Raw genomic sequence first — 23,576 nt, forward strand, 5'->3', positions numbered from 1 at the left:
TCAAGATATTTCGCCTATAATCTTTCCATAATACATTTACTTATCCTGTCCCAGACTGGTCAGCCAGGACATAAGATTATCGTTCTTTTGCCATGAGGTCGCTTTATCTGTTGAAATTCCTATGTTGGCTTTTTCAAACGCTGCTCGTTTCATTTCGGCATCCGCTTTGGCATAAATTTCGGTTGTGCTGATATCAATGTGTCCTAGAAAGTCACGGATATAATGCAGATCAACATCAGCTCTTAATAAGTGCATGGCTTTTGTGTGACGCATGACATGAGGCGTCACCATCGCATTTGAAATGTTTCCATCGGCCTGCAGTTCATTGGCATACTTTTTTAAGATATAAGTAACTCCAGGGCGGGTAAGACGGTTTCCCTGATGATTACAGAATAAAGCCTGATCTGGATTCCTTTGGGGATTCAATCCGTGTCTTTCCATATAACATTTTAAAATCTCTGCTGTCTGGTGCAGGATAGGCACGGTCCTCGTTTTCCTTCCTTTCCCTGTCAGACGGATAACACTTGGTCCATCAATCCTCACATCACGGACTGATAAATCAATCAATTCCTGAACCCTTGCACCGGTGTCATACAAAACACATAGCAGTGCTGCATCCCTCCTTCCATAGATGGTGGCCTGATCCGGCCTGGCCAAAAGATTTTTTAATGAGTCTTCCGATAAATAATTCACCACAGCCTTTTCATGTTTTTTCATGCGTATTGACAGGATTTTCTGGCATTGCAAAAGCATATCTGGTCTGTCAAGCTGGAGATATCGAAAAAAGGCATGGATTGCCGCCAGTCTCTGATTACGGGTTGAAATGGAATTACGTCTCTTGTCCTCCAGCCAAGCCATAAATTCGTTGATGGTCTGGTCTGTCAGCTTACTCAATTGTACTTTTTCCGGCGGGCAGTTTTGTTCCTCTTCTAAATAGGTCAAAAGAAGACAGAACGTATCACGATAAGAACGGATTGTATTCGCACTTAAGTTTCTTTGACCTGCCAGATAGTTAGTGAAATAGTCTGCCAGACTTCGGGCAAAATCAGTCGGTTTGTTCATCAGCCTCCATCCTTTCCGGCAACAATCCGCCAAATGCGGCTTCCATTTTTTCCAAAATTTCAGGATATAATTCGGAAGTCAGATGAAGATATTTTGAAGTTCCTTTGTATGTTTTGTGTCCCATATATGTGGATAAAATCGGCAGGACCTCAGCGGGCCTCTTCCCTTCTTCAAGAAGTTTCTGGAGACTGTGTACTGCAAATGTATGTCTCAGGTCATGGAGGCGCGGCCCAACATTTCGTCCTCCGTATGAAATACCGCTGTTCCAGAGGATATCCCGGAACGTTTTACGGATTGTAAAAATGTGATAGGTAAGGCCATCAGGCGCCGGAAAGAAATACCCTTCCGGACTAAGTTCGGATAATACATGTTTCTTATAATTCATGCACCGCTGGCACAAGTCCTGGTTTAACGGAATCAAGCGGTCCCTATAGTCCTTTGCATCGTGGATAAAAATAACGCCGTGTTCAAAATCAATATCGGAAACTCTCAGATTCAATGCCTCTGAAACCCTAAGTCCACAGCAATAAAGGAGACGGAATAGTAAAGGAAAGATTAAATGACGGCGGACTGAAAAACAGGATGGTGAAAGACTGTCAATCGTCTTGAATACACGTCTGACTTCGTCATGGCTAAAAATATAGGGGATATGCTCATAGGTCTTCTTTGGAATCATACTGCTGGGATATAGATAGACCTCGCAACCATTCCGGGACATAAACATGGCAAGCTGCCGGATTAAGTTGACTTTAGAACGGATTGTCTGCGGGCTATGGTTTGCCTGGCGTTGTGTCCAGGCAAGTACAAGTTCTCTGGGAAGCCTGTCCATACAGTTGTAGTCAATCGAAAACCTGTCCAGGTTTTTCAGCTCAAAATATTCTCGCTCATATTTATAACCGAGGCGGTGCTTTTCTTCCAGAAATCCGATGATCCATTGTGAAAGACCACTGGTGAATTTATAATCTTTTTCTTTGGCCTGCATTAGAACACCTCCATTGATAGCGTGCAGTTACGCAGCTGCTCGGTATCCACACGAAGATAGTTCGCCGTAGTCTCCACTCTTTGATGGCCGAGTATTTCAGAGATAACCGGAAGGGGCACTTCTTTTTTTAATAATTCGGTAGCCAGCGAATGGCGCAAGGTATGCATCCCATGGGATTTTTCTGGTGTAACCACAATCCCGGCTTTGTAAATGTAGGTGTTTAGCATATGGTGGAGACGGTTGTTTTCATTAAAAGCACTATACGGAACCCTATGGCAAATAAAAATGTTTGGTACTGGCGATTCAGGCCGGCCATTCCTTAAATACTCAATGACTGCGTTGCCTACATCTTCAAACAGAGGAAGCGTCAGTGGCTGCTTAGTTTTAAACTGCACAAGCTCTATGCAGTTTTTCTCCCATTTAATGTTTTCATATTTCATATGGATGATATCCCTTACCCGAAGTCCCAGGCGGGCAACCATCAGTATGATGGCATAATCCCTTTTCCCGATTGGATTACCAATATCGACACAGCCCAGGATTTTTTCCAAATCTTCAGGACTCCAGATGGAAGGAAGATGCTCCCTGGAGCGCAAGATGTTTGATTTAGGTATAAAAAGGGATAAATCCTTTTCATGATATCCATTGAGATACAGATAATGGAAAAACTGCCTCAGTTCACTTAACAGGGCAGCAACAGAACGGCCATGATAACTAGCAACAGACGCAATAAAGGGGGTGATATATTCCGGCTTAAGCATACGAAAGGATTCGACCTGCTCCTGCTGGAGGAACTTAGTCAGGCGCCGCAGCGTTCTGGCATAGTCTGTAATAGTAGACAATACACATCCGTTTGCCTCTAAATGCTGTAGGAATAGGTCCGTAATAGCACAAAATGGGGCAGGGATTGTTTCCGTATCTGACCGGACCAGACTCCAATACTGCAGACGGCCCTCTTTATAAAACTGGTAAAGTGTTTGAAAAGCTTCCCGTGCGGTGCGCTGATTGCGCGTAAGTTCTCCCTGCAATTCTTCAATTCCATAGACCTTCTTCAAAAAATCATGCCAGTCCTGTAGCTGGAAGTCTTCTTTATTGGAAAACTTAAGATAGCGTTTCCAGACTTCCCAGCGATGTCGGATAGTAGAATCAGAATAGCGGAGTTTCCGGAGCTCATTTTCAGCTCCAAGCATAAGAGAATATAGCGCAGAGTCTGATTGAAGATTGGGTTTGTTCATTTGTGTTTACCTCCGATAATATGATAGGCTTAGCCTTCCATTTGAGTAAACACTACCCACATTAAAAATACAATCAGAATTATGGAAAGTAAAAGCCCTGTAAAGCTTATCGTTGCTTAAATTTTCTTAGAAACTTTCCATAATATATAACTTTTCATAAAGGATTTCACAACAGTAGCGCTGCATCCTGGTGGGTGGCATCTTCTTTTTAACAATCAACTGCCACATGCTCAGTGGCGGCATATGGATATAACATGGGATTCCCTTTTCTTTTAAACCTCGAAATTTCTCCCGAATGTAATATACTGTATCGGGAGCATCGACCGTTGTGTGAGAATTGTGGGCCTCAAATTCAACTCCTGACCGGATAAATAAATCCAGAAGTACGTCTGAATCCTTCCCCCCGCTGTAAGTACAGATTATGGGGGCATCATAGTACCTCTTTGACATTTCACTTGCTAATTTAATCCGTTCAATGCTCTTCGCCTCTAAATCCAATAAGCGCCGAAGAGACTATCGTTTTACGTGGCCACAACTTCTTATCCCTCCTTTTTGCATTTCTATTTAGATTTTTACCAGAGGAATCTATGAAACCTCTCTACTTGAAGGGATTCTGTTTCCTTAATCTGTCCTATATCATGGACATATCCAGGCCCTGGTCATCTGCGACAGCTGGGACTGTTTCTAACAGTTACTTTTTCTTTCCATGGCTTTATTTCCTGGACCTTTTGGATTCTTTCACATATATCAGCGATTCTTTGATACTCTGCATCCGTCTTATCCAGTATTGCAAGCAATTCCTTAAAATACTCGGACGCCTCTTTGCAGCCCTTTGGTTCGGACAGCCATAGATACGTCTCATGTATCCGGTTTTGCGGTGTTTTTATCACTTCATCGTCGTCCGTAAGCCCAAATGGTCCAAGGTCCATCACAAGGCTGTTTACATCCTCTGCCAACTGCAGGACATAATCAATTGCTTCTTTCTCCATTTGTTCGTCCTTCCTCACGATTACAGATTTATTTTTCTTTTTTTCGACGCTGCGCTACTATCTCATTAATCTCCTGGCGCATTTTCTTTGTGTTATTACTGGGTAAGGCGAAAATTGCAGCTTCCTCGACTGTCAGATTATCGTATAAAAATGCCCTTTTTATGGTCCGCATCTGGTAACAATCAAATTCTTCTTTCGCATAAAATGCCACCTGTTCATAGGCAAGCCCATAGCGAAAACCCGACAGGATTTCTTCAATCTGCTCTTCATCAAACCGGTTATCTGTTGCCAGTTCCATTTCCTGTATGCTTCTGCCAGTATAAAACCCATAAAACACTAAATCCATTTGTCTGTAATCGTGTTTTCCATCTGCCACAATCTGAATTTTCTGGATTTCCAGTTTCCGTTCCAGTGCCCCAGCTATTGACCTGATTTCCTCCGGGCCGTCTGAATCATGTACAAGACCGATAAGGCTGTCAAAATTTACACCCATCAAATACGCTTTGCGCAAAGCATTTATTTTATTTCTATATCCTCCAACCTCCATAATCTTCTTTACCGTTTCATAGGGTATCTGATCAGAATTTAACGCTTCCTCCGCTAGATACAGGTTGTCTTTTGACAAGAAGATTTCATTTTTCAGGGTATCCAAAGTTTTGTTTTTATCGTACATGCCACTTCATTCCTTCCTAATAACAAAAAGAGAAAGATCTCTGCGTCTCCCTCTTTGGTAACTGTTTATTTATTTTTACTTTATTTTCTAATCTAGTCTCTGTGGTGCGATATGCCAGTCCGTCCACAAATTACCGCTGATTGTCAGATTATCGGTCAGGTTTAGTGATAACATTCCTGCTGGTGTCCAGGCATCTATTAACCATGTATAGGGTGTATATTTGCCATCTGGCATCCATATCGGAGTGAAATGTGTCCTCCGCTTAAATGTACTGTATTGATTTTTTTTGAACTCAAATTCGGAATGATACCCACCCGACATCCGCTCCAATAAACGCCAGTATTTCTTGTATTGAAACTCCGGAAAATACGTCACGGCATTTTGGGCTCCAGTCACGGCACTGGACTGATTCGTGCTCACAGAACTGTTCACATATTCGTTAAATCCGTATCCGCTTTTTAATGTTTTGCCATGGGCCGTAGGGGATTTATCATCTGGCTGGACGCGCATTGTTGCGTTCAAACTTGCATGATATCTATCAATATTGAACTTCCACCAGCCATGATCACACCAGTATCCATCATCATCATCGTCACCACTATGCCATACCCAGTAAGAATACCAGTATGGTCGCCAAATACTCCAATCAGCGGACGTTTGCTGACTCTTTGATGGGACTGCCGGCCTCGCATAACTGTCATTACGGTCATCTGCAACTGGATTCGGCGGTGGATTCTTGTCCAGGTTTACTATCTTGACCCGTATAGTCCCTTTGTCTGTACGGCCACCACCTCTTACTGTTACTGGAATTTCCATAGTCTGCTCTGTAGATGGTGTTGTCCACCGAACCCAGGCAAGTTGACTTCCTCCCTCGGGATAATATACGCTGTCCACCTTATAATTTCTCCCTTGTATTTTAAATGTCACAGATACCTTATGGTCCGGATCACTTTGACCGCCACTCACGCGGATACTGGTGATAACCTCCGTGTTAGTGCGGTATTCATAATCAAAAGTCGTAACCTCCGGTGATGGTTCTGGCAACTCCCCATTAAAACGTATGATTCCAAGTCCCAACGAAGTTTTGATTTCCTGATGTGAACGCAATCCGGTAGTTGGACCGTTCCACGCAGGATATCCTAAATCAGATTTTTCGAGAAACATCGCAAGGGGCAGATTTTGAAAGGTAACTGAACGTAACCAGGAATATACCACCCCGCCTGCAACCTCATCATATAAAGCCGCTTCCGTTGCTGTCATAGCAACTCTTACTCCCTGCAATGTCACATACGCAATCGGCTCTATCATAATTCTGTACTCGCCGCTGATAAGTATATCAAAATCTATTCCCATATAACCTGCTATCCCACGTATCGTCTGCTCGTCCGTAAAGTACCGCTTTATTTCCGCAATACTTGATGGTCCCAGACTTTGTGAACTTATAATTATAGGAAGTCTCTGTGCTGGTCTTATGTACTGGTATCTTGAACCGGATATACCAATTCCATGACCTGATGTATAAGACATCTTGCTCACCTTTCCAAAATGAAGCCTAATATCAGATGGGCTTTTATTGGTAAGGTCAATAGGCGTGCCTACTACTTTATGGTCACTTGTACTTATCACCGATACACGTACCCCTTCATCACCTGGGGACCAAAAATTTTGCGAAGAACCTTGTCCCATGCTGCCGCCTCCGCCGTCCACATTACCTTCCCCTGCCGCATACGCTGGAACCGACATGATCAAAAAACACAGGCTGAACAGTACAATCCTTGTCAGCCAACTTATTCTGCTTTTCAAATTCCCAAATGTTCTCCTTTCCAATGAAAAAGCACAGCCATAAATAGCTGTGCCGAACGATAAAATTTATATCTTTGATTTCTCTCTATGCCTAGCAGGAGGGCGCTACAGTTCATAGCCTTTCTGTCATGCATCTATTTAACCAACCTATTGATAATTAATCCATTATCCCAATTTTATTACCGTTTTCATAAATGTTACTGTCTTCAATGCCTTCCCCTTCCCCAATGTCATCAATCCATCCAAAGCCTGGGGCATATATTTTTCCTTCCTGTGACTCACCTTCTGGTGCGGCTCCAGGAACCGTGTCTGTCTCCGGCTGTTTTACTTCATCATGGTTTTCCGGAACCGGCGTGCCCTGCACGCTCTCCCCATCTGGTTTCTGATTAGGATTTTTTAATACTTCTGGATCTGGTTCTTCCGGTTTAGTCACTCTGGGCTGAATATTCTGTACAGGCTGCCCGTTGTCCTTATTTCCCTCTTTTCCCTCCTCTGATTCTTTCTGCTCCTCCGTAGTTTCCGGTTCTTTCTTCGATTCCTCTTCTTTACTTTCAGTCTCTTTTGACTTCTTGTCTAATTCGGACTTTTTGATTTCCGGTTTCACTTCTATTTCTGTAGACTGGCTCTCTGCTAATTTATCCTTTGTTTTTGCTGGCTTTCTGAAATTACTTGCAATCATCACTGCAAGAATAACACAACACACCACGCAACCCGCAATAATCATACCTTTTTTCACTTTATCATTCATATAGTTCTCCTTCCTGGTTCACATTCTGTCGCATCAAACATACTACATTTTTCCAATTCTGTCTATTGAATTCTAAAACACTTCTATATATCCAGCCTGCACTTTTAGCCTGATTTTCATTTCAGGTAGACGTTTTCCCGCAAACTGGACCGGTACTTTTAATGTTACGATTGCATCAATTTCAAATCTCTGTTCATTTTCCGGTGTTCCAGGGGCGAGCGGCGCATTACGTGCAGTAACACTTAAATCCGATATGCTATATTCCAGAACCCCACCTGTATATTTTACATGCCGCCCGGATTCAACTTTTGTTCCAAGGATTTTATCCATTTTTGACAGCACATTTCCTTTATCTACACTATACTTAAAACCTCCATTATTGGGCTGATATCCTCCACTGTATCCTTCCCTGACACCGTGATAAACGTTTGCATAATTATCATTTACAGTTATCATGATAGCCTCCTGTGCCGCGTCCCTTACGCCATTGGCTATGATCTTTAGCCGATAAAACTCCAAAAATCCGCACATTATTAACATCAATACCAATGTAACCGCAATCACAAATGGGAAAGAGGAACCACGCCTATCTTTTAAACAGCAAATCAGGCGCTTCATTTATGATATACCTCACTCTTTCCTGTAGCACTAGCCCTTAAGGTAATTGGAAAGGAACCAAAATTCCCAAATAACCCAAGGTCCCGCTGCAACGTCAATTTTACAGTAATCTCCTGATTTAGTTGGATATTACCCTTTTTTGACCACTCAACTTTAGGATTTAGTCCGGTCCTTTCTCGTAATACCTGTTCCCGCCTAGTGGTCTCAGTTCCGACTCTGCCACTCATTTCAGCCTCACGGCACAATTCCACAGCAAATGTATCTAACTGATTCTTAGCCAAAAAAACCGGAAATACGCTGACCGCCAATGCAATCACCAGCATGGCACACAATACCAGTACGCATATGTCTATATATCCCTCTCCACGATTAGTTTTTAATATTTTTTTCAAGTTCCTTGACCTCCTTTCATTTGGAGCTAGAACATACCTCCTAATGACTTAATGATTTCAAACACGATAATCGCAAGGTAAGTCAATAAGAAGCACATCAGCATGAGAAACGAAAAAACCCTGATTTTAGGCGGTATTTTCTGGGCCTCACTTTTTAATTTCTGTAATTCAAGCTGTTTAAAATCATGAGCAAGCATCTGGAAATATACCACGCTGTTATCTCCACGCAAAACCCCAATCAGTCCTCTGACAACATCAGACAACATTGGAGAGTTTAACCGTGCTTCAAATCGAGTAAGTGCCGCCTCATAACTGGAGGATCTCATGTCTGCCACAAGTACACCTAGCTCCTCCCCAAATTCCGCACCGGCATTTTTTCTAAAATTCTCTACCATTGAAAGCACATCACGGTTATTCTGCAGCTCCTGTTCAAGATTAGCAACAAAACGTGGCAGTTCGTCTTCAATTGACTTTCTTTTCGTCTTTAACATCTCGTCTGCGCGCTGAATTTCCTTAAAGTAAACCATGACAGCAAGAAACACAATAACAGGTGTTAGGAGCGGAAAAAGAAACAAACACGGAATAATGCCAGCCATCAGTAAACCAGCTTTTGTAAGTGCATACGCCTGATATACTTCCGGTGTCATTTTAATCCCTGTTGCTTTCAGCACATTTTTCATTCGGCTTTTCCGATATTCGTCCATTCGGATTACATGAGACAATTTCATGGCTCCTTGCAGTAAAAACGTATCTAACGCCGCCGACCCTTTTTTACTATTTCTTCCCCTGTCCAGTAATGCCTTTTCTGTCTTCATATATGGCATTTTTAACAAATCCGCTGCCAGGAAGAACATTCCCAGAAAGAGAAATCCTCCAAATAATAACAGTAATATCACTGACATCTCCCTACCTCCTGTATTCTATCGGTTTTGTCAGCCTGACAACGACCGCAGTAGAGACAAAGATGATTGCCGCAGTAATGGCAAGTATCACCTGTCCCATTGGTGTGTGCATCAAAGTGTCATACCAGCTCTTATTCAGAAAATAAAGCAGCGGGATATTACCAATCACAAAGATTGCCATCGTGATAAATTCTTTCCTCGGCTCCACAATCAAATATTCCAGTTCAGCATTGACGATACGGATATCGCTTAATTTTGTTACGATTGGTGTCAATGTTGTCTTCAAACTCCGATCATACTGACAATCACACAGGGCATCGCACCATTCCTGGAATACATCATTATCAATTTTCTCCCTCAACTCCTTTAGTGCTTCATGAACATCCGGATTTACTAAGTTGATCCGCACAATAAAATCCTGGAATACCCTCTGGACTGGCGGATTCAAATACTGAATATTTTCCTCTATCGCAGTTAGAATGTCCTCCGTCCGCAGATAGCCCGTCGTAATAACGCTTAATGCTGTCTCCAGCTCTGCGGCTACATTTTTTTTGTAATTACTGGCTGACAGAATTACATACCAAAAAGGGAAGAACATAAATCCAACAGCCATCACCGGGGCCAGAAAAAAATTTCCAATCATGATGGCAACCGAGGCCCCCACAGCAAACAACACCAGGGCGGCAGCACAAATAACCGAAAATTGCTTTTCCCTACCCGTCATTTTAAGTACCTGCTGTGCCTCAATGATTGCCTTTTTCAGAAATCTTGCTTTTTTCCTTTTTGTTACTGTATGGATTTCATTCCGAATATTCTCAGGTTCTTTTGCCAGAAAGCCGAACAGTCCATCTGTAAATTCTATTGGTTGAATCCCCAAAAGAAGAAATCCACCCACTATCATACCAAGGCATGCAAGAAGCTGTATACTTGTCAAGATTCCTCTCCTCCCTCTCCCTTTGAACGGAACCGGTTAAGTGTCTCCATTGGCATCCCATTCTCCAGCAAACGCTTATAAAGCCCATCCGAAATGGAATTCATTACCCTGTGTTTCCCATTAACCACAAAATAATCTCCTTCCAACTGGTTCTCCATGATCTCGTACTGATACAGTGGACGATATCTCCGTGTACCGTCAGGCTTTATCTCGCATTCCATAATCTCCATGATTACCCTCTGCCGGTTTTCCAACTGCTTACAAAAGACTATGATAGGGTATGCTTCGGTCACATATCCCATCAATGTCTCGTCCGACATATCCACGGCACGCTTACACAAGGACACCATACGGCGGTATGTAGCCTCACACGAATTGGAATGGATGGTTGTAACCACCGCTACACCAGTTCTTGCAGCTTCCTGGGCGGCGTTTGCTTCCGCCCCTCTCATTTCTCCGACCACCAGAATATCAGGATTAAATCGAAGCGCAATATCCAAAAGGGCAATCTGGTCAATTCGCTGCCGGTCATTCTCACTGTCTCTTGTAAGAGTGTGGACAACGGAATTTAACACTTTTCCACTTTCCTCCCTTATTAGATCAAGTTCACGGCTACCATTTTCAATAGTAAAAATTCTTTTCCGGTCAGGGATTGTAGTAAGCAACCAGCCGGCCACCGTTGTTTTTCCGGAACTTGTAGCACCTGCAACACACACCGAAATTCCATACCGAATACATTCACTCAAAAAGTCTAACATCTCTCCCGTGGCAGTTCCACCAGAAATAAAATCCTCCTTTTTCATACTCTGGGGATTTACGATTCGGATTGAAGCGGCAAGACCTACCTCTTCATCTACAACTGGAGTTTTTAACACCGCTATACGGATATTTTTAGCCAGTGTTCCAGTCACCACAGGACTTGCATCATCAAGGATAGTTCCTGAAACATGGAGCATCCTGCGGATCACATTAATAGCATGAGAAGGGCTGTCAAAATGTTCTTCCAACTTTTCAGTCCCACCACCGCTGTACTGGATCTCAATATCCTTCCAGCTATTAATGTCTATTTCTTCCACGCCCTCTCCAAAAATGTACTTTGTTAGAAAAGAAAACTCCGCCATTTCCGTGTATAGGTTGTCAACAAGTTCCTGATTTGACATTCCCTGAACTGCAACCCGGTTTTCCTGAACATATTTAGTAATGTAACGCTTCATCTGCCTTTTTACATCATCGTTATTTCCATCAGTCAAAAGGGAGCTGTAACGGCTCGCAATGTGTTCCTGTACCTCCTGTAGCACCGTTGCAAAATCTTTCCCCTCCACGGCTGCAAAAAAGAGGTCATCTGCACTCTTACTTACCACTTCTACCGGTTCTCTTGCAACCGGCTCCACTGGGGCTGCCTGTGTTGGCATAAGTTCCTGCATCCGCGAACCCCACTCTGAATTTTTTCCCTCATTAAATACTCCTCGCGTCTTTCTTTCCCCTAACATCCATATACCTCCTTAACAATCTTATCTATTTCATTTTTAAAACCACGGCTTTTTTTCCCCTCCAGACCAATCAACAAATTCCCAGCCATCCCCTGTTCCGTAACTTCGGAAGCAGACGGAATCTGAAAACTAACTTTTCCAAGCACCTGTTCCATATGGTTAATGGCTTCCTGCCCCTTTATGTTGTTGATCGTTTTTAAATGCCTCTCTATTCTCCATTTTGGCTCCTGGAGTAACGGTAACTGGCTTGCCAGGTAACTGATAGATTTAAGGTCGCAATTTACTATCTGCAGAACAGCATCTGCTTCCATTAGGGAAACTGCCGATAAAATATCGTTAGATATATAACTGCTACAGTCAATAATAATGTATGAGGACAATTCCCGCAGCCCTGTAAGAAATTCCAAAGCCTGTTCCGCTTCATAGGGGGCATAGCTGTATTCATTTTCCCCTCTTAACATGCCAAGCATTGCCAGATACTTTATTTTTTTGTGGACAATACAGTTTTCTTCTATAAGCCCTTTTGTAACATGTGGCGCTGCCAGTACATTGCCAAGGGACCATATGTTTTCTAACTCGTCCATTGGACAGATACAAGGCATCATGGGTAAAGTCATATCGGACAGCACAAGAATTACATTTTTCTTCTTTTCCGCTAAGTGTTTTGCAATCTTCACAGAAACCGTAGTCTTTCCGCATCCAGGGCTACCCCAGACAGCCAGTATCTGGGCCTGATGTTTTCCCACCTCATGTACTTCCTCGCTCTCAGGCTGATTTGCGCGCTTCTTGATTTTAAAGTTCAGCATTTATTCTGCACTCCCTTCTATCTGTTCCTCGGGCTGTCCAGTTTCCGCTTCCGCCGCCTCCGTTTCCGGCGGGTAAAGTTCCTGCAAAGCATGTTCCTGCTCTGTAATAAACTTTGCTGCATTTTCTTTTGTTCCCCTGTATACAAGAGATATGTGCAGGTTCCCGTCCTTCTCCATCATGGCGAGTATCCTGCTCTGTTCCGGTGTTGCCAAGAGTGTCACCGTACTGGGCAGTTCCTTTTCCTCCGGGTCTTCTTCTCCTGTATTGGCATCGTAGCCACTGCCTGCAGTTACAGCAATAACTTCGACATATTTGAGTTCGGGAGGAATCACTGTTTCACCTTGCTTCTGGTAGTCCGGTGCAATCACAGATACAATATCACCAGATTTGAGTTTTCCGGATAACCCCGTTGCAAAAGATTTGACCGACACGGATATTGCCTGTTTCTCTCCTGATAAATTATATAAGTAGGCATTCTCCGCAGCCGGTTCGTCTGCGACCTTGCTGTTAATGATATAATCGCCTGGAGCCATATCTGCAGATGCATATTTCCCAATGACATTTTCTTTATTTTTCATGACTTCAGACGGCAGATTTAAACTTCCCACCTCAACAGTCCTGACCATATCGCCAGTGATTTTATCCCCGATTTTTATATCCTTTACCACCCGCACGATTTCTACCTTTTTACTGACCTCTTTATTAAATAAAGGGGTAACTCCGAAGCAAATGAGCAGTGATACCACAATGCATATTACTCCAAGCACGGTACGGCTTTTTAATATTTTCATACTTATTATCCATTCCTTTCAATCAAATCAAAATTATCGTTTTAAATGCGGCAGGGAATACCTGCCGCCGTGATTACCTCACTAAGTATCTCTTTTTCCTCCGGCATCTGTAAAATGCCAGGACAGCACCCACAAAGGTAATTGGAGCCGCTACACAAATACAATAAAATGCTTTTCTTTTCATTCCGTCCTCCTATCCAATCAAATACCCCGCTGCACACCCAGCCGATAAAAAGGGTACTAACGGCACTGCGATAACCTGGGTTTTCTTACATATTTTCAAAAACACAGAATAAGCAAGTACCAGTAATAATCCCAAAATAGTTGCAAAAATCCCTGCTGGAAGTCCCAGGACAAGTCCTGCGGCTGCCATCAGTTTGATATCACCGCCCCCCATTCCTCCGCAAAAAACTGCTGCAAGAAGAAATGGGAGTGCGCTGAAAATCCCCCATAACTGTTCTGGACGAAAAGAAATAGCGGCGGTTAATGCAATTAGCATACATAACAGATCCGGCACGATTCTCTTCTTTAAGTCCGTGACAGATGCCAGCAAAAGCAACAGCAAAAATACAATTGTTTGAACTGCCTTTCTATCCAGCATAGTTAAACATTTCAGTAATACGCCGTGTTAATGTTGGCAGCACTGTATCACCAAACAGTGCATACAGCCCTGCCAGAAGCAGCGCTCCAATCACAACAGCCATTAAAATTTTGATGGCCGTATCAACGAACCCCTCCGCCTTATTGTTGTTAATAGCCGCTTTTACCTTCATTACCTTAGCGATCAGATAGTTTCTCATCTTTGTTTTCATTTACATACCTCCTACTGGTTTTCTAATTTAATTGATTTTCAAAAATAAAAACGGACTGAAGATCAGCCCATTCCATGTGTTTTTCTTAATACCCGCGCCATCATACTCTCAGCGGACTGCCCTGTTATTTTTACTCTTGATCGGGGCATTAACAAATTCCTGCAAGCCATGACCGCACGGTACGTACTGCCTGCGGTTTTCTTCACATAGAAAAATATCATATTTCTTGCCGCCGGCAGCTTTATAAAAAGCTTCATAATCATATGCATATTTTCTCCATGGTTCATCAGTGGATGTCATCCCTAGTTCCCGGTCATCCCGCAGTTTGCATGCGCGTTCCATAAAATCGCCATCTTTATCCTCAAATGTCCTTAATGGATAAAAATGATATCCACCATACTCAAAACTTTTTTTATCCAACGGTTTCCTCTTTTCTGCTAAAGTTCAGTAACCCACTCAAGTCATTTCCCTTACGATTTAGGTTCGTCACGAATCCGGTTCATCTTCACGCCCTTCCTGCCTGTCAGCATATATTTAAAGGAACTTTCATTTCCACTTCTTTATTTCATCATCCGTTATGTAATCGCAGATTACAGCAATCATCCTTATTTGGATTGAAGTTATCTCTCCAATACTCATAATGTTCTGTTACATCTTCGCAAACTGTTATCTCCGGTATCCTGATCTTCTTGATGATTTCCATCTTTTTTTCCAATGGTAAGTGGCAGTATCCTCCTTGTTTTAACCTGTACCCACTGAAATCAACATCGTGCAGCCAGCTCTTAATCCAGCTATTGACACGCAAAAATTCCACAACACAGCGATTGATTCCTAATGAATTTAGGCTGTCAAAGTCCATGAAATCCTCAATCAAGGGGCTTAACCGGATTGACACATCATATCCCGCAGATTGCAATTTTTTTATTGCCTCTACTCTTTTTGATGGGATACTTGCTTTTTCATAGGTCAAAGCCTTGTTATCATCTAAAGTCGTGACCGTGATTTGTATATGGGCCAGATCCTTGTCCAAAATTTCCAGATATTCGGGCTGTGCGATCAAATGGGATTTTGTTACAATCAGATATCCAACACCACACCGGTTCATTTCACAGATTGTCTCATAAGTCACATGATGTTCCGCTTCAAAAGGCTGAAAGCAGTCTGTCATTCCACCCATGCGCAGGATGGTTCCCGGAGGTATCTTCCGAATCTTCCTCTTAATCTTAGCAATATCTGCGATGCTCGGTGCCGATGGGTTCCAAAATCCACGAAAAGCCAGAAGTGACCGTGCATAACAATAATCACAATCGTGCTGACAGCCACATCCATACGTATCCAGTCGTACACTGTATTTGCATTTGTCTCCTTCGTTACCTCTTACTTTTTTGTAAAAACTCTTATATTCGCTTCCTATTCCTCCTCTTCTTTTCAATTGGTTGGTCAACTTATTAATCTTTGGAAATGGTTCCCTTTATTGCGGAGTGTAGTACCGCCCTACAATCTCCTGGTAAAGCATCCAGACATGTTCTTTACACTACCCCGCTTCATTTATTTTTCATTATAAGTACCAAGAAAAGCGCAAAAAAAAGCAGGCTGACGAATCAGCCTACCACGGTGATACTATATTTTAAGTTTATGGCGATATTATTTTAATCCATATTTTCTACAAAACCAAACAGATTCCCCTCTAAATCATATATCTCTTTCAAGGGAATACGAAGACCATCCGCCATCAAGAGGGCTTGCGCATACATATCAATTTTCTTAACATTACCCGTTATAGAAAGATAGGTGCCTCCTGCCTTTTTTTCATCCGCCTGAAAATAAGTAACTGTTAACTCCGGATTTTCTGTCAGCACTTCCTGTACCAGTCTTAGTTTTTCATCCAGGACCGCCTTTGCGTTCTCGTCCAGTTCAACCCTTTCCTCTGTCAGCCGGGCAGTTTCCTTAATGGCTGCGTCATGTCCGGTCAGCGCCGCAAAAGGGGCAAATTGAGCTGCCCGGTCAGGTATAGGCATATGCGGATGAACTTTTGATACATGATGTGGGAGGTTGATAATATCATCATAACAATGGATATCTACTCTTTTTTTATTCATTCCAGCTCCCTTCCCCGTACATCATGCCTTGTGACCGCCAATCTGTCTGTTACGCTCCTGCGCCATAGCGCCCTCTTTCAGATTCATACCTTTTAGTATTGCATTCTTTCCATACTTTTTCTTAATTTTCAACATAGCCTCCTGCATCTGCTTTTCACGTTGGAGTTTTTCCTCTTCTTCCATCTTGTTTTTCTCTAAAGCATCATAATCAGTAAACAAATCAAGCTGTTCAAAACTGGGCGTATCAACAACCGAGCTTTCTTCTACAACATGACAAGCTGCTATATTTACTCGTCTGACAAGAAGCTTTCTATCTACGATTCTTTCAAATAAATCCATTACTGCTTCCATAATCAACATTGTGGAGGAAGTCTTCCGTCCGATATTGGCTGTGCCATGGGCATGTTTTGGTATCCTGCGTCCGTAGTGGTCTGTAACAATCTCACCTTTATAGGATTTCCTAATGTCTGGATTTGTAAGATTTTCAATATCATATCCCACAGTAAGAACCATTTGATCTGTCACTAGCCCCTTATCCACCAGGTCAAGAACCAACTGGTCTGTCATTTCCTGTACGATCAGTCTTGCTTTTTCATAACTATAGGGGGATTGCAGCACTTGTCCGGAACCAACACTGTTTTCCGATGGTTTGTATGATTTAATATCAGCCATCGTGCAAGGCTCCCATCCCCAGGCATGGTCAATCAATAATTCCGCATTGACCCCAAACAGCTTATATAACAATTCTTCATTATGGAAATCATCGGGTTTTCCGATTGAACACCGGGCCACATCACCCATAGTATACATACCATGTGCTTCCAGCTTGCGGGCATATCCTTTTCCAATGCGCCAGAAGTCGGTCAATGGCTGATGGTTCCAGAGGAACTGTCGATAACTCATTTCGTCCAATTCAGCAATCCGTGCCCCATTTTTGTCTGGTTCTATGTGCTTTGCCACAATGTCCATGGCAATCTTGCATAGATACATGTTCGTACCAATTCCGGCTGTAGCTGTAATTCCTGTATTTAGCAAGACATCCTGCATCATCTTCTGTGCAAGCGCCCGAGCAGTAAGATGGTAGGTTTTCAGGTACTGGGTAATATCCATGATAACTTCATCAATAGAGTACACATGGATATCTTCTTGAGCGATATAATTCAGATATATATTGTATATTCTGGTACTGTACTCCATATATAAGGACATACGGGGAGGTGCGGCAACATATGAAATTGCCAATTCAGGAAAATCTCTCAATTCCACAGCATCACAGGAAGAACCGGTTAAGGTATGTCTGGGTGCCACACGCTGCCGCTTCGCATTTGCCTCCCGTACCTTCTGTACCACCTCAAACAATCTCGGACGTCCAGGAATACCATATGCTTTTAAAGCAGGTGATACAGCAAGACATATCGTCTTTTCTGTACGGCTTGAATCAGCTACTACCAAATTTGTAGTCAGCGGATTGAGATTACGTTCCCTGCACTCTACAGAGGCATAAAATGATTTCAGGTCAATTGCAATATATGTCTTTTGCCCTTCCATTATCGGCATCCTCCTTCCATTATACTTCCATCTGTGTCTCATAATTCGCTTCTAAATCCTTTAGCGCCCATCATATACTTTTTTCTTATTTTTCTGTTATTTAAGATGGGGTTCCCATATCAACTAAAATCAAAAAGATATGGAACACGAATAAAAACATATAACCTACCATTTTAAAGCTGAATGAAACAATCTTTAATAATGCGTAAGCCAACCCAAACACCAGTTTCCCTATTAATTTAATAATAGCACATAATATCATCATAAACAATCTTCTCCTTCGTCTTCAAAGTCACCGAATGAACCATAAAACTCAAGCAGTTTAAAATCCTTCTCTGTTGCCGGGTCTATATCCGGTTGTTCATTCTTTTTTTCTGGCTCCTGTTTCTCTTCTGTTTTCGTCATATTTTCACTAAGCACCGGAGTGGATATGGCCTGCATGTCGTGCAATGCCTTTTCCATGGCACGCTTTGTCAGTTCCTGAAAAAATTCCTCATGCTCCCTTATACTGGATATTGTATCTTCCAGCTCTTCATATTCTGCTTTCTTTTTCAAGTGTTCTGCATAATAGATCACCGCCTCGGCAATAAAATCATTCTTTGAGCTGAACAATTCCCGGTTATATGTTTCCAGACAGGTGAGTGCCTGGAAATGTACCGGATTGTTTTTATAAAGCCGAAGGGTTGTTGAATATTTATCGTCCATTTATGGCCTCCTTATCCGGCCATGTTCTGTCTGGCCTTCCATATGCTTTTTAGGGTTTCTTCATACCCTCTTGCATTGGCATGGATATCTGGAATAAAAATCACGTCCTTGCCTTCATTATCACCAAAATTCTGCATGATCGAAGCCCCGCCACCCATAAAGATTATTTTTTCCAGATGGAGATTGTACCCATGTTTCTTGATAAGATTATAGATATAATCTGTATATCTTCTTAATTCCCTTCGGATTACCCGAAGATACGCCTCATCACCCGCATATGTTCCTGTTTGCATGATTTTTTCAATGATATAAGGTTTTGCTTTCTCACCGAATTCAGCCATCAGAACCTCATTCACACTGGAAATACATTTTATTGTCCCATAATTATCTATAATAGGCTGTGCACCACTGGGCCGCATATTCTCAATCGGAACCCCATCAACAGTTCCGCCTCCAATATCAACTAATAAGCAGGATTTTCCTTCTGTTTCTGTCAATACGTCAGCTATTGCTGCAAATCCCTGCATATATACGCTCACACCTTCCAGATAAACACGGAATTCCTCTCCCTGATACCGGAAGTTTAATTCTTTCTCCTTTCCCAGATATTTTCGAAATGTTTTCATCTGGGATTCATACCACCGTGGAGGCAATCCCGTTGCCAACCGGACAGCCACCTGATTCTTTCCTCTAAATTTTAATTCAGTGGCCAGAGACGCTAAAGTGAGAATATAGTAATCATCATCTACTGTTTTGTCAATCTTCGTAATCACATCCTCCCTACTGCCACCGATTGCATAATACTTTCCGCCAAACTCCAATATCTGGCTTAAATTACTGGGTTTGACCCTCTGGGGCGTTACTGTGGATAAAAATTCTGTATTTGCAGTTTTCATTTGTCTATTTCCATGATCAATTCCAAGAATCTCCCTATCCATAATGGTGTTTCCTCCTTGTAGTTAATATTCGCCGCTACATTCCAAAAGTTCAAGTTCTGTAACCGCTTCTCCAAAGCCTTCCGGATTCCTCCAATCTGGAGCGTGTTCCTTTAATGTGATGATAAGATTTCCTTCTCTGTTGGCTTCAAAACCTGCATATTTATTTTTCGATTTCCTGCCAGTCTCCAATATCTCAATGATATCATCAATCTTATACATCTTCATATTTCCTGTCCTCCATATTATTCTATACCGTATCGAAGTTTGACAGATTCAATAAAATACCTTGCATAAGGACAATCAAAGATTTCCTCAACCGTATAGTCAGGGCTGACCTCACCGAAATCGTACCCCTCTTCCGAATCGTCCCTGATAATTTCCTGTGAAAAACCAGTATAAAGATTAATAGCCAGCCTTGTCACCTTTACCGAAGCAGATGTTTGCCAACCTGCAAATAGCACCAATGGGTTTACCTGCTGTGTACTTTGTTCCACAATCTGTGTATAGGCAGCTCTGGTCTTATCACAGATTCCAAGAGTGTATATCATAGCAATTTCTTTACTGTCCCTGCGCGTATTTGGAAGTTCACGGACCTTTTCACGGAAAAACCTTTCATGAGCTTCGTCGGCAAATACGATGTCCATAACATCTATCTGATTCATATCAAACATACATTTCCTCCATTTCATATTCAGCAGCTACATATCCTGCAGAATAGACTCAATCTTATCTTCAAATATCTTTTGTAATCCTAATACGACTTTATAAGACGGTTTTTGCTGTCCATATTCAATCCTCTGATATGTACGCAAACTGATTCTCAGCTTGTCCGCCAGTTCCCATTGTGTGAATCCTTTCTCTATGCGTAGTTGTCTAAGTCTGATTACGTTCCATCACCCCCTTTGCTTATAAAATCCCGGGGAAAATGTCACCGTTCACCGCCGCCTGATTCATCACAACATTGCTTGATGTAAAGGCAGCATTGTAAAGGACAGTTACCAATGCAGCTCGCATATTGCGAATTTTGGTTTTTGTCTCTGACAAGCTGTTTAAAACAAATTGAATGCTGAACATATCCAACTTCCAAAATACAGACTTTACGATTGCTGAAGGCTTCTCCTCTTGATTGATCCTGACCGTATTTTTCGTTGTCGTAAGGACATCAACGGCTATCCCCACAATTTCATCCAGGCGGTCTTTGTCGTAAGGACGGTCTATACAGATCGCATCATATCCAATCTGTTCAAGAAATGCCTGATGTGTATCCCGATATGATTGGACAGGATTGGTATAATCTGTTGTTGAAGTATTTGTGTTAATATCTGTATTTGTCTGTACACATCCGGTCAGAGGTATATCTTCCGAAATGTGGCAGGTCCCATTTAGAGATACGACAGGTCTCTCTTTTTTAGGGGATACCCTCTCCCTTTTTTGAGGGACACCTCTCTCGCTAGAAGTAGTTATCTCCCCTTTTTCTGCGATAATGCTTTGCTCTTCGAAATTATCCTCCGCAACCTCCTGCCCCCTATCCCCCATATAAGGCACAGGGGTTTCATAACAGCCTGGATACGTTAATTCTTTCAGCTTCCCAACAATCAGCTCAATATACAGGACGTTGTTTACAACAAGACCATTCAGGTTGACTGTCCGAAAAACTCTTTTTATGACTCCCAATTTTTCCAGAAAAACAATCGCATTCGTGGCTTCCTTTTTACTAAGCCCAAACTGCTCCGCAATCTGTTGATAGCTTCTTTGTAATAAATCTGCCTTAAATTTCTTGCGGATTGCGATTATCTGACCGGTACTTTCATCCCTCAATTCAGTAGGACGATACCAATAAACTATATCCGCTAGTATAACTATTGCTGTCAAATGGGGCTTTCCTGTTTCTTTAACAATTGTTCTATACCATGCTTGTGGTGTTATGTTGCCGGTAATACTGATTTGGGCACTTGCATCCACAATCGGATTTCCTGTTGTATACTCTCGCATTCTCTTCACCTCTCCTTCTGTTCAAGATGGAGACAGATCGTGCGTAATCTTTCGTCAGTTTTTTTTGCTGTTACTGCCAAAGCAAAACTGACAATCATTGATAAAACTAATAAAGTAATAAAAATAACGACTAATACCTGCATACCCTATCCTCCTAAAACGCAAAAGAGGACTAAGGTCAGCTAACAAAGTTGCTTTACTCAGTCCTCTTTGTATTTATATTTTAAACAGCGCTGTTCCCCCGAAAGAGGGTTTTACTTCAAGATGAAGCAAAAGAAAAGTATTTTTGGAATAGGACTAAGTATAAGCAGGTCCAAACCACCCGGTTGCGACCCCTAGCCCAAAATATCCCACTCTTTGGAAAACGACACTGGATTTTTAATGAAAAAGCAGTTCGATTGTGGTATAATAAATTAAGACCAAAGTAGCCGCAAACCCTTGATTTCATTGGGTTCCTTGCTAACTTGGTCTTATTATAACACGGTCACCGGCCCCGTTCTTTCCTATAAATCCATAAATTGCTCCTTTTTCCACATGCATGGAAAGTCTGTTTAAAGCTTTGAAATTTTTATATTGTTTTGAAAGATTCTCTGTACTCAAAACGTAATCCATATCCGTGCCTCCTTTATTTGATACAGCCATAATAGCACGACATGGTTAAGAAAGCGGTTAAGGAAACAGTTAAGAAACCGTAAAGATACTGTCAGATCATTGTTCACGCATTTTAAATCCAATTCCCCATACCGCCTCAATATAATCTTTTCCTGTTATCTCCCTGAGTTTTCTCCGCAGATTGCTCACATGTACTTTCAGGGAACTTTCCATGCAGTCCGGTGTATCTTCACTGATCAGATCCAATATCCGTGTCTTTGTGATGACCTGGGAAGGGTTCTGCATCAGCAGTTTCAAAACAGCAAACTCCGTTTTGGTCAGGCGGACAGCCATACCGTCTGCCGTAACCTGATATGTTTCCGTATTGAGACACAGATCCTCAAACATCAATTCTGTATGATCAACGGGAATGGATGCCTTTCTGAGCTGCACCGTTATCCTGGCTAACAATTCTTTTGTTTCAAAAGGTTTTGTGATATAGTCCGAAGCGCCTTCCAGCAGAAGATTCACCTTGTCATCTAACCCAGCCTTGGCGCTGACTACAATAACGGGAATCCCGGAAAGCTTTGGAAGGATTTCCTCCCCGCTCAGTCCTGGGAGCATTAGATCCAGCAGGATCAGATCCGGATGCCTCTGGGCCAAAAGAAGCAGTGCCTCCGTCCCTGAATACGCACGCAGCACCCCGTATCCCTCTTTTTTCAAAATTGCTTCTACCATATCACCGATGGGAATATCATCTTCTATAATTGCAATATACTTCATGAAACGCTGCCTCCCTTTCTGCCGCCTTAATGTCTGCCACGCCCACGAAAGGGCAAACACACTTTAATTCATATTGTAACAAAAAGGCGGCCATTATGCTATAGGCTATTCCTTCCGTTAGGCAGGTATGCTGATTTCATAGGTTCCTGACCCACATTACTGACATATGCCCGAAACACGCTTATACAGACCTGCTTACAACAGATCATTCCGTATTCTATATTGGGGAAAAAAACGGTTTTGCAGCTACCGGAAGTTTGTCCAGAAATTCAAGCAAAAATCCCATGATACGCCGCTTAAAATTGGCAAGCTGAAAATGCGGCAACAGAAAACTGCCGTTTGGTCTTTTTTTCCAAGCGGCAGTTTAGGCTGTTATATTCAATTTTCGATCTTCTCAAACCTGTATCTCTGACTGATCTCCGGGTATTTTTCTCTGTCCACCTCACCCATAAACATATCGTACGGCCTGGCCCATACTCCAAACGGACGGTATAGCGCCTGATAGATCACCAGTTTTTCATTTGTCTCAGAATGCGTTGCGAATGCAATGATCTGATACAAATATAAGTCACTGTCCGGATGCACGGTTTCTCTCTTAAAATTCCTTACAATATCCCCTGGCCTCAAATCCCGTTCCATAATACCCTCCTTCTTGTGTGCCTGCAAATTTTCTCCTGACTGC

29 protein-coding genes and 1 pseudogene are annotated in these 23,576 nt (G+C 42.3%); all 30 read right to left on the minus strand.

All coding sequences use genetic code 11. From position 1 onward, the window contains the following. Positions 1-36 precede the first annotated feature (36 nt). The 30 genes and pseudogenes from C6P39_RS04260 to C6P39_RS04410 all read right to left on the minus strand — a co-directional run bounded on the left by C6P39_RS04260 (position 37) and on the right by C6P39_RS04410 (position 23,533). Complete coding sequence (locus C6P39_RS04260; RefSeq protein WP_104802935.1) at positions 37-1,062, minus strand: tyrosine-type recombinase/integrase; 1,026 nt, start codon at positions 1,060-1,062, stop codon at positions 37-39. Beyond that, entirely contained in the window at positions 1,046-2,044 is a 999-nt protein-coding gene (locus C6P39_RS04265; RefSeq protein WP_104802936.1) for a tyrosine-type recombinase/integrase, read from the minus strand. Before C6P39_RS04265 ends, C6P39_RS04260 begins: the two co-directional genes overlap by 17 nt. Beyond that, entirely contained in the window at positions 2,044-3,279 is a 1,236-nt protein-coding gene (locus C6P39_RS04270; protein ID WP_104802937.1) for a site-specific integrase, read from the minus strand. The genes C6P39_RS04265 and C6P39_RS04270 overlap by 1 nt, the downstream gene beginning before the upstream one ends. Positions 3,280-3,938: 659 nt before the next feature. Beyond that, on the minus strand, positions 3,939-4,268 hold the full coding sequence (locus C6P39_RS04280) for a hypothetical protein (RefSeq protein WP_104802939.1): 330 nt from the start codon (positions 4,266-4,268) through the stop codon (positions 3,939-3,941). Positions 4,269-4,296: 28 nt separating this feature from the next. Next, positions 4,297-4,941, minus strand: coding sequence for a phage-shock protein (locus C6P39_RS04285; protein WP_104802940.1), 645 nt, complete (start codon positions 4,939-4,941; stop codon positions 4,297-4,299). Positions 4,942-5,028: 87 nt separating this feature from the next. Continuing rightward, on the minus strand, positions 5,029-6,684 hold the full coding sequence (locus tag C6P39_RS04290; protein ID WP_006567825.1) for a hypothetical protein: 1,656 nt from the start codon (positions 6,682-6,684) through the stop codon (positions 5,029-5,031). A 217-nt stretch (positions 6,685-6,901) separates the two neighbouring features. Further along, entirely contained in the window at positions 6,902-7,492 is a 591-nt protein-coding gene (locus tag C6P39_RS04295) for a DUF6550 family protein (RefSeq protein ID WP_104802941.1), read from the minus strand. Positions 7,493-7,564: 72 nt separating this feature from the next. Next, entirely contained in the window at positions 7,565-7,948 is a 384-nt protein-coding gene (locus C6P39_RS04300) for a hypothetical protein (protein WP_330367881.1), read from the minus strand. 158 nt (positions 7,949-8,106) lie between these two features. Continuing rightward, a complete protein-coding gene (locus tag C6P39_RS04305; protein ID WP_008724714.1) occupies positions 8,107-8,502 on the minus strand; it encodes a DUF4320 family protein in 396 nt (131 codons plus the stop codon). 26 nt (positions 8,503-8,528) lie between these two features. Next, a complete protein-coding gene (locus tag C6P39_RS04310) occupies positions 8,529-9,404 on the minus strand; it encodes a secretion protein F (protein ID WP_104802942.1) in 876 nt (291 codons plus the stop codon). Between the two features lie 4 nt (positions 9,405-9,408). After that, a complete protein-coding gene (locus C6P39_RS04315; RefSeq protein ID WP_104802943.1) occupies positions 9,409-10,338 on the minus strand; it encodes a type II secretion system F family protein in 930 nt (309 codons plus the stop codon). Further along, entirely contained in the window at positions 10,335-11,828 is a 1,494-nt protein-coding gene (locus C6P39_RS04320) for an ATPase, T2SS/T4P/T4SS family (RefSeq protein WP_006567832.1), read from the minus strand. Before C6P39_RS04320 ends, C6P39_RS04315 begins: the two co-directional genes overlap by 4 nt. Continuing rightward, entirely contained in the window at positions 11,822-12,634 is an 813-nt protein-coding gene (locus tag C6P39_RS04325) for an AAA family ATPase (RefSeq protein ID WP_006567833.1), read from the minus strand. The genes C6P39_RS04320 and C6P39_RS04325 overlap by 7 nt, the downstream gene beginning before the upstream one ends. Beyond that, on the minus strand, positions 12,635-13,426 hold the full coding sequence (gene cpaB / locus C6P39_RS04330; RefSeq protein ID WP_006567834.1) for a Flp pilus assembly protein CpaB: 792 nt from the start codon (positions 13,424-13,426) through the stop codon (positions 12,635-12,637). 193 nt (positions 13,427-13,619) lie between these two features. Next, positions 13,620-14,027 carry a prepilin peptidase gene (locus tag C6P39_RS04335; protein WP_006567835.1) on the minus strand — a complete coding sequence of 136 codons (408 nt, stop codon included), beginning with the start codon at positions 14,025-14,027 and terminating at the stop codon, positions 13,620-13,622. Continuing rightward, complete coding sequence (locus C6P39_RS04340) at positions 14,017-14,238, minus strand: DUF6133 family protein (RefSeq protein ID WP_006567836.1); 222 nt, start codon at positions 14,236-14,238, stop codon at positions 14,017-14,019. The genes C6P39_RS04335 and C6P39_RS04340 overlap by 11 nt, the downstream gene beginning before the upstream one ends. Positions 14,239-14,346: 108 nt before the next feature. Next, positions 14,347-14,658 (minus strand): hypothetical protein, encoded by a 312-nt coding sequence (locus tag C6P39_RS04345; RefSeq protein WP_006567837.1) that lies wholly within the window; start codon positions 14,656-14,658, stop codon positions 14,347-14,349. Between the two features lie 148 nt (positions 14,659-14,806). After that, on the minus strand, positions 14,807-15,682 hold the full coding sequence (locus C6P39_RS04350) for a radical SAM protein (protein ID WP_104802944.1): 876 nt from the start codon (positions 15,680-15,682) through the stop codon (positions 14,807-14,809). A 205-nt stretch (positions 15,683-15,887) separates the two neighbouring features. Then, positions 15,888-16,337: a hypothetical protein gene (locus tag C6P39_RS04355; protein WP_104802945.1), complete on the minus strand. Its 450-nt coding sequence runs from the start codon at positions 16,335-16,337 to the stop codon at positions 15,888-15,890. Between the two features lie 21 nt (positions 16,338-16,358). Then, entirely contained in the window at positions 16,359-17,885 is a 1,527-nt protein-coding gene (locus tag C6P39_RS04360; RefSeq protein WP_104802946.1) for a Y-family DNA polymerase, read from the minus strand. A 261-nt stretch (positions 17,886-18,146) separates the two neighbouring features. Next, the gene (locus C6P39_RS04370; RefSeq protein WP_104802948.1) at positions 18,147-18,590 is read right to left on the minus strand and encodes a hypothetical protein; all 444 of its coding nucleotides are present in this window, start codon (positions 18,588-18,590) and stop codon (positions 18,147-18,149) included. An 11-nt stretch (positions 18,591-18,601) separates the two neighbouring features. Then, on the minus strand, positions 18,602-19,528 hold the full coding sequence (locus tag C6P39_RS04375; RefSeq protein WP_104802949.1) for a ParM/StbA family protein: 927 nt from the start codon (positions 19,526-19,528) through the stop codon (positions 18,602-18,604). Between the two features lie 21 nt (positions 19,529-19,549). Beyond that, the gene (locus C6P39_RS04380; RefSeq protein WP_104802950.1) at positions 19,550-19,753 is read right to left on the minus strand and encodes an alcohol dehydrogenase; all 204 of its coding nucleotides are present in this window, start codon (positions 19,751-19,753) and stop codon (positions 19,550-19,552) included. A 17-nt stretch (positions 19,754-19,770) separates the two neighbouring features. Continuing rightward, positions 19,771-20,199 (minus strand): DUF6075 family protein, encoded by a 429-nt coding sequence (locus C6P39_RS04385; RefSeq protein ID WP_104802951.1) that lies wholly within the window; start codon positions 20,197-20,199, stop codon positions 19,771-19,773. 27 nt (positions 20,200-20,226) lie between these two features. Continuing rightward, positions 20,227-20,412, minus strand: a complete 186-nt coding sequence (locus C6P39_RS28415) for a helix-turn-helix transcriptional regulator (RefSeq protein WP_104802952.1) — start codon at positions 20,410-20,412, stop codon at positions 20,227-20,229. Positions 20,413-20,434: 22 nt separating this feature from the next. Then, positions 20,435-21,520 carry a DUF6017 domain-containing protein gene (locus tag C6P39_RS04395; RefSeq protein WP_104802953.1) on the minus strand — a complete coding sequence of 362 codons (1,086 nt, stop codon included), beginning with the start codon at positions 21,518-21,520 and terminating at the stop codon, positions 20,435-20,437. A gap of 5 nt (positions 21,521-21,525) precedes the next feature. Then, positions 21,526-21,663, minus strand: coding sequence for a hypothetical protein (locus tag C6P39_RS27650; RefSeq protein ID WP_167398042.1), 138 nt, complete (start codon positions 21,661-21,663; stop codon positions 21,526-21,528). Between the two features lie 325 nt (positions 21,664-21,988). Beyond that, a pseudogene (locus tag C6P39_RS04400) lies at positions 21,989-22,132 on the minus strand (ABC transporter ATP-binding protein); the annotation flags it as partial. 96 nt (positions 22,133-22,228) lie between these two features. Continuing rightward, positions 22,229-22,894, minus strand: a complete 666-nt coding sequence (locus C6P39_RS04405; protein ID WP_104802954.1) for a response regulator transcription factor — start codon at positions 22,892-22,894, stop codon at positions 22,229-22,231. 378 nt (positions 22,895-23,272) lie between these two features. Continuing rightward, positions 23,273-23,533, minus strand: coding sequence for a DUF1653 domain-containing protein (locus C6P39_RS04410; RefSeq protein WP_095176441.1), 261 nt, complete (start codon positions 23,531-23,533; stop codon positions 23,273-23,275). Between the last annotated feature and the right edge of the window lie 43 nt (positions 23,534-23,576).

The sequence above is a fragment of the Blautia marasmi genome, assembly GCF_900258535.1.
Taxonomy (GTDB): Bacteria; Bacillota; Clostridia; order Lachnospirales; family Lachnospiraceae; genus Blautia; species Blautia hominis.

Excerpts from the sequence above, each read along its gene's own strand:
- C6P39_RS04310 (WP_104802942.1), bottom strand. The coding sequence starts at position 9,404 with ATGTCAGTGATATTACTGTTATTATTTGGAGGATTTCTCTTTCTGGGA.
- C6P39_RS04370 (WP_104802948.1), bottom strand. The coding sequence starts at position 18,590 with ATGGACGATAAATATTCAACAACCCTTCGGCTTTATAAAAACAATCCG.
- C6P39_RS04290 (WP_006567825.1), bottom strand. The coding sequence starts at position 6,684 with ATGTCGGTTCCAGCGTATGCGGCAGGGGAAGGTAATGTGGACGGCGGA.
- C6P39_RS04300 (WP_330367881.1), bottom strand. The coding sequence starts at position 7,948 with ATGATAACTGTAAATGATAATTATGCAAACGTTTATCACGGTGTCAGG.
- C6P39_RS04375 (WP_104802949.1), bottom strand. The coding sequence starts at position 19,528 with ATGGATAGGGAGATTCTTGGAATTGATCATGGAAATAGACAAATGAAA.
- C6P39_RS04395 (WP_104802953.1), bottom strand. The coding sequence starts at position 21,520 with ATGCGAGAGTATACAACAGGAAATCCGATTGTGGATGCAAGTGCCCAA.
- C6P39_RS04265 (WP_104802936.1), bottom strand. The coding sequence starts at position 2,044 with ATGCAGGCCAAAGAAAAAGATTATAAATTCACCAGTGGTCTTTCACAA.
- C6P39_RS04280 (WP_104802939.1), bottom strand. The coding sequence starts at position 4,268 with ATGGAGAAAGAAGCAATTGATTATGTCCTGCAGTTGGCAGAGGATGTA.
- C6P39_RS27650 (WP_167398042.1), bottom strand. The coding sequence starts at position 21,663 with ATGCAGGTATTAGTCGTTATTTTTATTACTTTATTAGTTTTATCAATG.
- C6P39_RS04335 (WP_006567835.1), bottom strand. The coding sequence starts at position 14,027 with ATGCTGGATAGAAAGGCAGTTCAAACAATTGTATTTTTGCTGTTGCTT.
- C6P39_RS04295 (WP_104802941.1), bottom strand. The coding sequence starts at position 7,492 with ATGAATGATAAAGTGAAAAAAGGTATGATTATTGCGGGTTGCGTGGTG.
- C6P39_RS04385 (WP_104802951.1), bottom strand. The coding sequence starts at position 20,199 with ATGTTTGATATGAATCAGATAGATGTTATGGACATCGTATTTGCCGAC.
- C6P39_RS04260 (WP_104802935.1), bottom strand. The coding sequence starts at position 1,062 with ATGAACAAACCGACTGATTTTGCCCGAAGTCTGGCAGACTATTTCACT.
- C6P39_RS04355 (WP_104802945.1), bottom strand. The coding sequence starts at position 16,337 with ATGAATAAAAAAAGAGTAGATATCCATTGTTATGATGATATTATCAAC.
- C6P39_RS04340 (WP_006567836.1), bottom strand. The coding sequence starts at position 14,238 with ATGAAAACAAAGATGAGAAACTATCTGATCGCTAAGGTAATGAAGGTA.
- C6P39_RS04320 (WP_006567832.1), bottom strand. The coding sequence starts at position 11,828 with ATGTTAGGGGAAAGAAAGACGCGAGGAGTATTTAATGAGGGAAAAAAT.
- C6P39_RS04405 (WP_104802954.1), bottom strand. The coding sequence starts at position 22,894 with ATGAAGTATATTGCAATTATAGAAGATGATATTCCCATCGGTGATATG.
- C6P39_RS04285 (WP_104802940.1), bottom strand. The coding sequence starts at position 4,941 with ATGTACGATAAAAACAAAACTTTGGATACCCTGAAAAATGAAATCTTC.
- C6P39_RS04410 (WP_095176441.1), bottom strand. The coding sequence starts at position 23,533 with ATGGAACGGGATTTGAGGCCAGGGGATATTGTAAGGAATTTTAAGAGA.
- C6P39_RS04270 (WP_104802937.1), bottom strand. The coding sequence starts at position 3,279 with ATGAACAAACCCAATCTTCAATCAGACTCTGCGCTATATTCTCTTATG.
- cpaB (WP_006567834.1), bottom strand. The coding sequence starts at position 13,426 with ATGAAAATATTAAAAAGCCGTACCGTGCTTGGAGTAATATGCATTGTG.
- C6P39_RS04325 (WP_006567833.1), bottom strand. The coding sequence starts at position 12,634 with ATGCTGAACTTTAAAATCAAGAAGCGCGCAAATCAGCCTGAGAGCGAG.
- C6P39_RS04380 (WP_104802950.1), bottom strand. The coding sequence starts at position 19,753 with ATGAAGATGTATAAGATTGATGATATCATTGAGATATTGGAGACTGGC.
- C6P39_RS04360 (WP_104802946.1), bottom strand. The coding sequence starts at position 17,885 with ATGGAAGGGCAAAAGACATATATTGCAATTGACCTGAAATCATTTTAT.